The following is a 12167-nucleotide window of genomic DNA, read 5'->3' as shown; positions in this document are numbered from 1 at the left end:
CCCCTCGCCTCTCCCGCACAGACCTCCATCACGCGCCACGCGGGCTTAACCGAGGCTGAGCGGCGGATGACGGTTTCGTAAGGTGAGGCCGGGGCGGGCTGCCGCCCTCTCGGAGCCATGCCGTTCGGTCTTCATTGTTTGGGATCGCAATGAAACGTGACCGCATCCCAGCCACGCGTGATGATGCGTCCAGGGGCTCGGAGTGCTTCGAAGACCAGGATACTGTCTGAGAGACGACGGCACGTCGCCAATGGATTCGATCAGAATGAATGCCAGAAAAATACCTTAAAAGGCACGACCCTCGGGCAGGCGTCCGCGGCACCGACGGCAAGAAGAAGATACGGGGGCTTCAAACGCCGCGTGACGACGTGTTTCCGTGACTTTGCCCTGGCCGCAGCGGCGACGGCGGCCAACGTCCACGATACGCAAGTGGCCGGTCGGGTGCTGGATCCTGGCGCACAGGCGGACCGGGCGCCGGTGCGGGTGACGGTGGACGGGATCTGGATCGATCGCGATCACACCCAGGAGCAAAAGATCGGCCGGGCAACTTGGCGTCTCACACCGACAGCCACCGCCGCACCTGCGCCTCGACCATCCCCGAGCGCGGGCCCGCCTCGACCACCTGGCCGCGATCCATCACCGCGTAGGTGTCGCAGAGGTCGCGGGCCCATTCGAAATACTGCTCGACCAGCACGATCGCCATGTCGCCCTTGCCCCGCAGGTAATCGATCGCCCGGCCGATATCCTTGATGATCGAGGGCTGGATGCCCTCGGTCGGCTCGTCGAGGACGAGGACGCGGGGGCGGGTCACCAGGGCGCGGCCGATGGCGAGCTGCTGCTGCTGGCCGCCCGAGAGGTCGCCGCCGCGCCGGCCCAGCATGTCCTTGAGAACCGGGAAGAGGTCGTAGATCTCGGCCGGCACGTAGCGGTCGGCGCGCTTGCAGGGGGCAAAGCCGGTCTCGAGGTTCTCCTTCACGGTGAGGAGCGGGAAGATCTCCCGGCCCTGCGGCACGAAGGCGATGCCCTGGCGGGCGCGGTCGTAGGGGGCGAGCCGGCTGATGTCGCGGCCGTCGAGCTTGACCGCGCCCTTCGACACCGGCTGCTGGCCGACGATGGCGCGCATCAAGGAGGTCTTGCCGACGCCGTTGCGGCCGAGCACCGCCGTCACCTTGCCTGCCTCAGCCTGGAGCGAGACGCCGCGCAGGGCCTGCGCGGCGCCGTAATGGAGATCGATGGTCTCGACGGAGAGCATGGAAGAAATCCTCAGAGCCCGTTCGGCTCGTCCGACGGAATGGCCGCCCTCACCGCCATCCTGGGGCGAGCCGGGCTGAGAACCCGGGATCCATGACCGCTGACCTCGAGGAACGAGGCGACCGGCGTCCCGCTTCATCCGGCATCGTCGGCGGTTATGGATCCCGGGTTCCGCTGCGCGGCCCCGGGATGACGGGGAGGGATGCCGATGGGAGCGCCTGTCCGGCTTTCGCCGCCACCGACGCTCTCAGCGGCCGAGATAGACCTCGACCACCCGCGGGTCGGCCGAGACGGAATCGATCGAGCCTTCGGCCAGCACCGCGCCCTCGTGCAGGCAGGTGACGCGGCATTGCAGCGCCCGCACGAAGTGCATGTCGTGCTCGACCACGATGACGGCATGATCCTTGGCGATGCGGCGCAGGAGCGTCGCGGTCGCCTCGGTCTCGGCATCGGTCATGCCGGCCACCGGCTCGTCGACGAGGAGGAGCTTGGGGTCCTGCGCGAGCAGCATCCCGATCTCCAGCCACTGCTTCTGGCCGTGCGAGAGATCGGCCGCCGGGCGCGCCCGGTGGGCGATGAGCCCCACCGTCTCCAGGATGGCGTCGATCTGCGCCCGCTCGATCCGGTTGCGCCAGCCGAACAGCGAGGCGGTCGCCGCGCGCGGGCCTTTCAGCGCCAGCAGGATGTTGTCGGCGACCGACTGGCTCTCGAACACCGTCGGCTTCTGGAACTTGCGTCCGACGCCGAGCTCGGCGATCGCCGCCTCGTCCATCCGGGTCAGGTCGTGCACGCCGTCGTAGATCACCTGGCCGGTATCGGGCCGGGTCTTGCCGGTGATGCAGTCCATCATCGTGGTCTTGCCGGCGCCGTTCGGACCGATGATCGCCCGCATCTCGCCGGGCATCAGGGTCAGGGACAGGCCGCGCAGGGCCCGGTAGCCGTCGAACGTGACCTTGATGTCGTCGACGTAGAGGAGCGCCTGGGTGAGCCGCTTCTCGTGAACCGGGTCGGAGGGGGAAAGGGCGACCGCCGCGCTCATGATCCGCGGCCCTCCTCGGCGAGAGTGGGGGGAATGTCGGTCCGGACCTTGGCCCGCCGCGCGCCGAGGCGCTCGGACAGGGTGCCGAGGATGCCCTTGGGCATGAACAGGGTGACGACGACGAACAGGGCACCGAGCGCGAACAGCCAGGCATCCGGCAGCGCGCCGGTGAGCAGCGTCTTGGCGTAGTTGACCAGGACCGCGCCGAGCGCCGCGCCGACCAGCGTCCCGCGCCCACCCACCGCGACCCAGATCACCGCCTCGATCGAGTTGGCGGGGGCGAACTCGGACGGGTTGATGATGCCGACCTGCGGCACGTAGAGGGCGCCGGCCACCCCCGCCATCATCGCCGAGACGGTGAAGGCCAGGACCTTGAAGTGGGCCGTGCGGTAGCCGAGGAAGCGGGTGCGGGACTCGGCGTCGCGGATCGCGATCAGCACCTTGCCGAAGGCCGAGGTCGTCATGAACCGGGCGACGAGATAGGCCAAGGCCAGCGCTACGGCCGTCAGGACGAACAGGACGACGCGGGTGCCCTGCGCCTGGACGTTGAAGCCCAGAATGTCCTTGAAGTCGGTCAGCCCGTTGTTGCCCCCCAGCCCCATGTCGTTGCGGAAGAAGGCGAGCATCAGCGCGAAGGTCATCGCCTGGGTGATGATTGACAGGTAGACGCCGGTCACCCGCGAGCGGAAGGCGAGCCAGCCGAACACGAAGGCGAGGAGGCCCGGCACCAAGAGCACCATCACGGCCGCGAAGGGAAACCAATCGAAGCCGTGCCAGTACCAGGGCAGGGACTTGTAGTTCAGGAAGACCATGAAGTCGGGCAGGATCGGGTTGCCGTAGACGCCGCGCGGCCCGATCTGGCGCATCAGGTACATGCCCATCGCGTAGCCGCCGAGCGCGAAGAACGCGCCGTGGCCGAGCGAGAGGATGCCGCAATAGCCCCAGACGAGGTCGAGGCTGAGCGCCAGGATCGCGTAGGCGAGGTACTTGCCCATCAGCGAGACGGCGTAGGTCGGGACGTGGAACGCCGAGCCCGGCGCGGTGAGGAGGTTGAGGGCCGGCACCACGAGGCAGGCGAGCGCGAGCGCGGCGAGGAAGATCCAGCCCGGCTTGTCGATGCGGGAGAGCAGCATGGTCAGGCCTCCACCGCCCGGCCCTTGAGCGCGAACAGGCCGCGCGGCCGCTTCTGGATGAACAGGATGATGAAGACGAGGAGCAGGATCTTTCCGAGCACCGCGCCCGCATAGGGCTCGAGGAACTTGTTGGCGACGCCGAGCGTCAGGGCCGCCACCAGCGTGCCCCACAGGTTGCCGACGCCGCCGAAGACCACGACCAGGAACGAATCGATGATGTAGCCCTGGCCGAGATTGGGCGAGACGTTGTCGATCTGCGAGAGAGCCACGCCCGCCACCCCGGCGATGCCGGAGCCGAGGCCGAACGTGAAGGCGTCGATCCACGGCGTGCGGATGCCCATGGCGGCGGCCATGCGGCGGTTCTGGGTGACGGCGCGGGTCTTCAGGCCGAACGATGTCGCCTTCAGGATCAGGTTGAGGGCGACGAAGACGGCGAGCGCGAACACCACGATCCACAGCCGGCCCCAGGTGATCGAGAGGCCGAACAGGTCGAAGGCGCCCGACATGTAGGACGGCGCGCCGACCTCGCGGTTGGTCGGCCCGAAGACCGAGCGCACCGCCTGCTGCAGGATCAGGCTGATGCCCCAGGTGGCCAGCAGCGTCTCCAGCGGCCGGCCGTAGAGGTGGCGGATGACGGTGCGCTCGATCAGGATGCCGACGGCGCCGGCCGCCAGGAAGGCGAGCGGGATCGCGATCGGCAGCGACCAGTCGAACAGGCCGGGGGCCTTCTGGCGGATCAGCTCCTGCACCAGGTAGGTGGTGTAGGCGCCGAGCATCACCATCTCGCCGTGCGCCATGTTGATGATGCCCATCACCCCGAAGGTGATGGCGAGCCCGATCGCCGCGAGCAGCAGCACCGAACCGAGCGAGACGCCATACCAGGCGTTCTGGACGTTCGCCATCAGGGCCTGGCGGGTCTCGATGCCGGATACGCCGCGGGCGGCGGCGTCGCGCACGCTCTGGGCGGGATCGGTCGCGAGGCCGCGCAGGATGCCGAGCGCTTCCGAGTCGCCGCGGGCCTGGAGGGTGTCGATCGCCGAGAGCCGCTCGATCTCCGGCGCGCCGGACTTCGCCAGCAGGGCCGCGGCGCGGGCCTCCTGGAGGCTGCGCTTCACGCCGGCGTCAGACTCGCGGGCGAGCGCGGCGTCGAGGGCGGGGAGCGCCGCGGCGTCGCGGGCCTTGAACACCGCATCGGCGGCGTTGCGGCGGGTCGCGGCGTCGGGGGCGAGCAGGTTGAGACTGCCGAGCGCGGCGTCGATCGCGCGGCGCACCCGGTTGTTGACGCGCACGGGCTTGAGGCCGTCGGGGCTCACCGCCGCGCCGGTGCGGGCATCGACGACCTTGGCGCCGTCCTTGATGGCGAGCGCCTTGTCGTCCGGGCGGTAGAGCAGGCGGTTGTCGGTCAGCGCGCGCAGGACCGGCCCGGCCTTGGGATCGCCGCTGGCGGCGAGCGCCGCGATGGCGGCCTCGATGTCGGAATAGCTGTCGCTGGCGAGCCGGGCATAGGCGGCGTCGGACCCGGTCTGCGCGGCGGCCGGCAGGGCCAAGACGGCGCAGAAGGCGGTGCACCAGGCGACGAGGAGAAGGACGAGGCAGCGGCGCATTCAGGGGATGTCCGAGAGTGGATGTGGTGTTTTCCGCTCTCCCGGATGGGCTGAAACAGCCGCACATCTCATCCGAGAGCTTCCAACCTTGAAAGTCGCGCGCCTCCCCTCCCCCTTGTGGGAGGGGTAAGGGGGATCGAAGATCCCGCGTGGGGGCGGTGCCGGATAGAGCTCGACGCTCCATTCTGCACCGCCCCCACCCCTAGTCCCTCCCCATAAGGGGGAGGGGAAGCGCTCGCATCGACAATGGGTTGGACTTCACAAGCGAAGTGCGCGGCCGTTGTCCGGCCTGGGAGAGGAGTCCAGCGCTCATGAGGGCGAGCGCATTCGCGCTCGCCCATGGTCGGTCACGCGATCACGCGCCGCCGCACTTCTTCGTCTTGGTGTTGTAGTTGCCGCAGTTCAGCTTGACCCAGTCGGCCTCGAGGTCCTTGGAGCCGTCGAGCTGCTTCGACCAGGCCTCGCCGGGGATCAGGCCGTCGGTCTTCCACACCACGTCGAACTGGCCGTTGTCCTTGATCTCGCCGATGAAGACCGGCTTCGTGATGTGGTGGTTGGCCAGCATCTCGGAGGTGCCGCCGGTCAGGTTGTCCTGCTTGATGCCCGGCAGCGCCGCGATCACCTTGTCGGGATCGGTGGTGCCGGCCTTCTCGACCGCCTTCACCCACATGTTGAAGCCGATGTAGTGGGCCTCCATCGGGTCGTTGGTGACGCGCTTCGGGTTCTTGGTGTAGGCGTGCCACTTCTCGATGAACGCCTTGTTGGCCGGCGTGTCGATCGACATGAAGTAGTTCCACGCCGCCAGGTGGCCGAGCAGCGGCTTGGTGTCGATGCCGGCCAGCTCCTCCTCGCCGACCGAGAAGGCGACGACCGGAATGTCGGTCGCCTTGATGCCCTGGTTGGCCAGCTCCTTGTAGAAGGGCACGTTGGCGTCGCCGTTGACGGTCGAGACCACCGCGGTCTTCTTGCCGGCCGAGCCGAAGCTCTTGATCGCGGCGACGCGGGTCTGCCAGTCGGACTGGCCGAACGGGGTGTAGTTGATCGAGATGTCCTCGGGCTTCACGCCCTTGGCCTTCAGGTAGGCTTCGAGGATCTTGTTGGTGGTGCGGGGATAGACGTAGTCCGTGCCCTCCAGCACCCAGCGCTCGACCTTCTCCTCCTTCATCAGGTAGTCGACGGCCGGGATCGCCTGCTGGTTGGGGGCGGCGCCGGTGTAGAACACGTTGCGCTCGCTCTCCTCGCCCTCGTATTGGACGGGGTAGAACAGGATCGAGTTCAGCTCCTTGAACACCGGCAGCACGGACTTGCGCGACACGCTGGTCCAGCAGCCGAACACCGCCGAGACCTTGTCCTTGGCGATCAGCTCGCGCGCCTTCTCGGCGAAGAGCGGCCAGTTCGAGGCCGGATCGACCACGACGGCCTCGAGCTTCTTGCCGAGCACGCCGCCCTTCTTGTTCTGCTCCTCGATGAGCATGAGCATGACGTCTTTGAGCGTCGTCTCGGAGATCGCCATCGTGCCCGAGAGCGAGTGCAGGATGCCGACCTTGATGGTCTCCTGCGCCGAGGCGACCGTGGTCGCCAGCGTGCCGAGCGCCAACCCGCCCGCGACAGCAGCGCGCGAGAGCCAACCCTTCCACGTCATCGTTATCGTCTCCCTGGGCCGATGCGGCCACGCCCCGATCCGCAAAGCTCGTGCCAAGGAAAATCCGGAAAAGGTTCCCGTGCCTGCGGGCTCAAATTGTGGGCAAGCGCCGGATTTCGGGGCCGCCTGCCCGCCTTTTGCCGAACGCGCTGCTCGCCCGGGCGCCATTCTGCCTAAGCCGACGCCAAGGCTACGCTCCGGCTGCACCTGCCCTAGTTGTCCAGTCGAGCGACAATCGACGAGGCGTGAGGAGAACCGGGGTGATCGAGGACCTCTGGTACAAGAACGCGGTGATCTACTGCCTCTCGGTCGGCTCCTTCATGGATGCCAACGGCGACGGCATCGGCGATTTCGAGGGACTGGAGCGGCGCCTCGATTATCTGCTCGGGCTCGGCGTGACGGCGATCTGGCTGCACCCGTTCCAGCCCTCGCCGGGCCGCGACCACGGCTACGACGTGGCCGACTATTACGGCGTCGACCCGCGCTACGGCACCCTCGGCGACTTCGTCGCCTTCACCCACGCCGCCAAGCAGCGCGGGATGCGGGTGCTGATCGACCTCGTGGTCAACCACACCTCCGACCAGCATCCGTGGTTCAAGGCCGCCCGCTCCGACCCCAACGCTCGCACCCGCGACTGGTACGTCTGGTCGAAGACGAAGCCGGCCAACGCCCACGAGGGCGTGGTCTTCCCGGGCGTGCAGAAGAGCACCTGGACCTACGACAAGGAAGCCAAGGCCTGGTACTTCCACCGGTTCTACGACTTCCAGCCCGACCTCAACACCGCCAACCCCCACGTCCAGGCCGAGATCCTGAAGATCATGGGGTTCTGGATCCAGCTCGGCGTCTCGGGCTTCCGGATGGACGCGGTGCCGTTCGTCATCGCCGAGAAGGGGCCGGAGGTCTCGGGCGAGCCGCACGAGCAGTTCGAGCTCCTGCGCCTCTTCCGCGAGTTCCTGCAATGGCGCCAGGGCGACGCGATCATCCTGGCGGAGGCCAACATCCTGCCGCGCCAGGACCTCGACTATTTCGGCGAAGACGCCGACCGCATGCACATGATGTTCAACTTCCAGGTCAACCAGGCGCTGTTCTACGCGCTCGCCTCGGCCGATGCGCGCCCGCTGGTGAAGGCGCTGCAGAAGACCTGGAACCGCCCGCCCTCCGCCCAGTGGGCGATTTTCCTGCGCAACCACGACGAGCTCGACCTCGGGCGGCTCACCGAGAAGCAGCGCCAGACCGTCTTTCAGGCCTTCGGCCCCGACCCGGACATGCAGCTCTACGACCGCGGCATCCGCCGGCGGCTGGCGCCGATGCTCGGCGGCGACCGGCGCCGGATCGAGCTCGCCTACAGCCTGATGTTCACCCTGCCGGGGACGCCGGTCCTGCGCTACGGCGACGAGATCGGCATGGGCGACGACCTCTCGCTGCCCGAGCGCGACTGCGCCCGCACGCCGATGCAGTGGTCGCACGAGCCCCAGGGCGGCTTCACGTTGAGCGACCACCCGGAATCGCCGCCGATCCACGAGGGGCCCTACGCCTATTCCCACGTCAACGCGGCGGCGCAGCGCTGCGCGCCGGAATCGCTCCTCAACTGGATGGAGCGCATCATCCGCATGCGCAAGGAGGTGCCGGAGATCGGCTGGGGCGACTTCACCGCGCTCGAGACCGGCGATCCCGGCATCCTCGCCCTGCGCTACGACTGGCGCAACACCGCGGTGCTGTGCCTGCACAACCTCGCGGCCGAGCCGAAGGAGATCACCTTCGCCACCGGCCTCGACGGCGACGGCCGCAACCTGATCGACCTGCTGACCGGCCAGCGCAGCCTCGCCAACGACGACGGCTGCCACTGCGTGCTCCTGGAGGGCTACGGCTACCGCTGGTACCGGGTGGGGGGCCTGGACTACCTGCTGCGGCGCAGCGAGATCTGAGACCCATGCCTTTTGCGGTGTCTTCGTGGCCATCAGCTTAGCCGTTTCGAGGACCCTGGCGGTGGACACCTGCTCCCGCGCCATGATCACCGCCATGTCGGACTTCTCGTCCTTGCGCTTGCGCGGTCTCGAAGCCGGCTTCGTCGAAGGTGCGGGAGACTCTGTGGCCGAAGGCGTCGGTCTCGGCGGTGACGTTGTGGTGCTCGTCGTAGGCGAACCGCTGGGCAAGGGCCTCGGCGGCGCCGGGGAGGGAGGTGGTGCGGCGCGTGGCGGCGTCGTAGGTGAAGCGCGACTGCGAGCGGCGGGTGCGGTTGTGCCAGGCGGCCAGCAGGTCGCGGTCGGGCTCCCAGAGATACGCGACCGACATGCCGAAGGCGCAGTCCGCCTCGGTCATGCGGCCCATGGCGTCGTAGGCGTAGCGGGCGAGGTCCAGGCGCGGGCCGTCGGTGCCGATCAGCGTGATGCCGGTGCGGCGGCCGCGTTCGTCATTCGTAAAGGCGAGCGCCAGCCCGTCGGTGCCCTCGGCCCGTTCCAGCACCCCGTCGGCGTCGCGCAGGAAAGTGATGGCGTGGCCGTCGAGGTCCTCGATCCGCACGAGGCGGTAGATGTCGTCCTCGTCCTGGCGGAAATGCTTGATCAGGCGGCGGTCGCGCAGCTCGAGCTGGCGCAGCCAGGGGGCGCGCAGGTCGAGATGGGGGACGCCAGCATTGTGGCTGGCCAGGAAGTTGAACGGCCGGTCGAAGCGGACGACCTTGCCGTCGGCCTGGTGGAAGTCGAGCTGGCCAGGCTCCGGGTTGGCGACGATCTCGTCGAACATCGAGATCTGGCAGGGGCCGAGCGGGCTGATGTAGTCCGGCGGCAGGGGCAGCTTGAGGCCCATGGAGCGCGCCCCGTCGAAGGGCAGCGTCGCCGGGATCAGGAAGTCGTGCAGGTCTCGTGGGACTTGCCGGTGGCGACGGAGACGGGTCCGTCCGGCGCGCCTCGGCCGCCAGACGGTGGTTCTCCCCATGGTTCATCCACCACTCGTCGTCGTGGCGCGCCAGGGCACCCCTTCCGCCCGCACGCGCCACGACCCGTCGATGATCTGCCCGTCGATCTCACCGACCGGGGACGGCGGAGCCGGAGCGTGGCGGAAACCGCACCGCCCCGTACAACCGCGTCACGCGCAGGGTCTCGATCCCCCGGCCGCCCTCGAGGAACACGATCGTCACGGCGCGGTCGTCGTCGAGGTAGAACGTGCTGGTCCGCGTCGCCGGGAAATCGTCACGGTCGGGGTCGAGCTTGCCCGTGGCGCTCTCGACCGTCTCGCCCTCGGCCTCCAGGTCGAACGGCAGAGGCGCCCGCAGCGGATCGAACGTCACGTCGGCGATGAGCCACTGGTCGGGATCGCACGTGGTCGCCCTGTCCCAGAAGGGATAGTGCAGGCGCAGGGCCACCCCGCGCTCGGGCGCGGCGTAGGGGGCGAAGCGCTCGGGGCGCGACGGCGGAAAGGTCCCGGCCTGCTGGCCGAGCCAGGCGCCGATCTCGGGCAGTTGGTCCGCGATGCCGGTGCACCAGACGAGACCGGCCAGCCGGTCGCTCCAGGCCCGGGCCTCGGGCCGCTCGGACGGTGCGCTCATCGGATCGGCGGATGACCGGGGAAGTCGATCCGCTCCCAGGCATGGCCGTCGAAGCGGACGATGTCCTTGATGCTCATCGCCCACAGGACCCCGTGCGCGCTGTCGACGAAGTGCGGGTCGGCGATCTCGGGCTGCAGCCCGGTACGGACCGGGGCGATGCGTCCGTCGCGATAGGTGAAGAGGCCGAACGGATCGCCGCCGCTGGCCGCGAGGTAGAGCGTGCCGTCGTACATGGTCATGCGCTGGAACAGCGTCGTGCCGAGGCCGGTGCCGGGGCAGAGCCGGAACCCGGTCCTGTGGTTGCCCTTGAGCAGGGTGCCGTCGCCGCCGCAGATCCAGATCGCGTCGTCGGACTCGACGTGGATGTCGATGAGGGTGGAGCGGACGGGGCAGTCGAGCTTCCGGACGGTCTCGCCGTTCCAGAAGTAGATCGATCCGCGCTGTCCGACGGCGTAGACCGCGCGCTCGTGGGGACCGTTGATGCGGGGCATGATGCAGTAGGCGGAGGCCGGCGTTCCGGGCGGCTGGCGCAGGTCGGGCGCGAGGCAGTGCCAGGTCCCGTCCCCGTAGCGGCTGCGCCTGTAGAACTGCAGGCCGTCGCCGCAGGCAAACAGGCTGTCGCCGATCTCCTGGATGTCCTGCATCCGCCCGAAGTACTTGGAGTCCGGCGCATGTATGCCCGTCTCGGGTATGCGTTCGGAAATGGTCGGAAATGAAAAATAACTAACATCGCCTTCAGCCGAAATGACGCAGAATCCAGCGTACTCTGCTCCTTCGATCTGAGTGATAGTGACGCCCTGAACGCAGCTATCAAGCGCAAACGATCCCCACTTGTTGTCGTCTCGATCATGGTGATCGTAGACACAAAATCGCGTGAAAGGTGAATATGTATTGTTTTCCTCCGGAGCAGCAGAAATACCAAGACGTCGGCCACATTTCATGCGCGTTAACAAATATTGCGTTTTCATTTTGGATGAGCCTTATCTCTCTGTTCCTGGTTTGACAATGTTTAACAACCTTGATGTTACGCTATCTTTGCCGATCGGATTTTCGGTACCTCTAATCGGCGTGTCCGGATCGAACCTCCCGAATTCGTCATAAGTCTTCGTCAGGATTTCGCCGCTGCATTCCGGTCTCGCCGCGAGGGCGTGCGACACCGAGATGTCAACGCCCTCACCGAGGGAAAGCACCCCACCGTTGTCGGCAGCCCTGGACTGGATTTCGCCGTCTCCCCCATGGGCGGCGTTATGGGGAGTTCCCTGGGTCGACTTGTTGCCGATCAGGCAGATCGCGGGTCCATCGCCGAACGACGTCAGGCGACTTCCATCGTTGGCGTAGAGGCGGTCGCCTCTCTCCCGCATCTTCCTGTTGCCCGCCCCGAGAAGATAATCCGGGACGATGTGGTGCGCCTGCGACCCGGGGCATTCGACCTGGCAGGCCGTCTTCTGCTTCGAGTAGGGCTCGACGGTGCAAGGGCATTTCCGTTGGAGATCCCGCGCACTGATACGGACGCTGCCCGTTCCCGATTTCGTTCCTGACTTTTCTTTTTTTTTCTTTATCCCGAGATTGTACAGCGGCCGCTGCATGTAGTCCGAGAACGTCTCCCCTTCCTCGGGTTTCAGTCCCTTGATGCCCTTCCACACCGCATCCGCCGCCGCCGTTCCCTGCCCCTGCGGGATCGGCGGCACCGGCATCGGCACCGGAACGGGCCCCGGCATCGGCACCGCCAGTTGCGCGTATTGCGCGCCCGGACGAACCGCATCCGGGCGCGCGTCGCTCGCCGTCTCGCCCGGCGGCCCGGACGCACCCGGCATCCGCGGCGTGATCTCCTTCTCCTCCGGCGTCTCGTAGCGCTTGGCATCCTTGACGTAAGTCAGCCGACCATACGTGTTCCTGTGGTTCATCCACCACTCGTCGTCGTGGCGCACCATGGGGCGCCCTTCCGCCCGCACGC

Annotated in this window: 9 protein-coding genes and 2 pseudogenes; 2 read left to right on the top strand and 9 right to left on the bottom strand. The window is 67.6% G+C overall.

Annotated features, from left to right (window positions below; all coding sequences use genetic code 11):
- Nucleotides 1-299: 299 nt before the first annotated feature.
- Nucleotides 300-504 (top strand): annotated as a pseudogene (locus HPY23_RS32955) (transposase); the annotation flags it as partial.
- Between the two features lie 52 nt (nt 505-556).
- On the opposite strand, the gene urtE reads toward HPY23_RS32955, so the two are convergent.
- The 5 genes from urtE to urtA form a co-directional block, all read right to left on the bottom strand.
- Nucleotides 557-1252 (bottom strand): urea ABC transporter ATP-binding subunit UrtE, encoded by a 696-nt coding sequence (gene urtE, locus HPY23_RS10440; protein ID WP_060846803.1) that lies wholly within the window; start codon nt 1250-1252, stop codon nt 557-559.
- Between the two features lie 246 nt (nt 1253-1498).
- Nucleotides 1499-2290 (bottom strand): urea ABC transporter ATP-binding protein UrtD, encoded by a 792-nt coding sequence (gene urtD, locus HPY23_RS10435; protein WP_091883633.1) that lies wholly within the window; start codon nt 2288-2290, stop codon nt 1499-1501.
- Nucleotides 2287-3423, bottom strand: coding sequence for an urea ABC transporter permease subunit UrtC (gene urtC, locus HPY23_RS10430; protein ID WP_060846805.1), 1137 nt, complete (start codon nt 3421-3423; stop codon nt 2287-2289). The genes urtD and urtC overlap by 4 nt, the downstream gene beginning before the upstream one ends.
- A gap of 2 nt (nt 3424-3425) precedes the next feature.
- A complete protein-coding gene (gene urtB / locus HPY23_RS10425; RefSeq protein ID WP_091883634.1) occupies nt 3426-5027 on the bottom strand; it encodes an urea ABC transporter permease subunit UrtB in 1602 nt (533 codons plus the stop codon).
- 355 nt (nt 5028-5382) lie between these two features.
- Nucleotides 5383-6669 carry an urea ABC transporter substrate-binding protein gene (gene urtA, locus HPY23_RS10420; protein ID WP_060846807.1) on the bottom strand — a complete coding sequence of 429 codons (1287 nt, stop codon included), beginning with the start codon at nt 6667-6669 and terminating at the stop codon, nt 5383-5385.
- Between the two features lie 260 nt (nt 6670-6929).
- On the opposite strand from urtA, the gene HPY23_RS10415 reads away from it, so the two are divergent.
- Nucleotides 6930-8594, top strand: coding sequence for an alpha-amylase family protein (locus tag HPY23_RS10415; RefSeq protein ID WP_091883636.1), 1665 nt, complete (start codon nt 6930-6932; stop codon nt 8592-8594).
- A 37-nt stretch (nt 8595-8631) separates the two neighbouring features.
- Here HPY23_RS10415 and HPY23_RS10410 read toward each other — a convergent pair whose 3' ends face one another.
- From HPY23_RS10410 to HPY23_RS10395, 4 genes and pseudogenes are all read right to left on the bottom strand, one after another.
- Nucleotides 8632-9603, bottom strand: coding sequence for a hypothetical protein (locus HPY23_RS10410; RefSeq protein ID WP_139234898.1), 972 nt, complete (start codon nt 9601-9603; stop codon nt 8632-8634).
- 88 nt (nt 9604-9691) lie between these two features.
- The gene (locus HPY23_RS10405) at nt 9692-10213 is read right to left on the bottom strand and encodes a hypothetical protein (RefSeq protein ID WP_091883641.1); all 522 of its coding nucleotides are present in this window, start codon (nt 10211-10213) and stop codon (nt 9692-9694) included.
- Complete coding sequence (locus tag HPY23_RS10400) at nt 10210-10857, bottom strand: hypothetical protein (RefSeq protein ID WP_060846811.1); 648 nt, start codon at nt 10855-10857, stop codon at nt 10210-10212. The genes HPY23_RS10405 and HPY23_RS10400 overlap by 4 nt, the downstream gene beginning before the upstream one ends.
- Nucleotides 10858-11193: 336 nt before the next feature.
- A pseudogene (locus HPY23_RS10395) lies at nt 11194-12167 on the bottom strand (hypothetical protein); the annotation flags it as partial.

Source organism: Methylobacterium ajmalii, assembly GCF_016613415.1.
Lineage (GTDB): Bacteria > Pseudomonadota > Alphaproteobacteria > Rhizobiales > Beijerinckiaceae > Methylobacterium > Methylobacterium ajmalii.
Note: the sequence above shows the minus strand (reverse complement) of the source record. Positions and strands in the feature narration are given on the sequence as shown.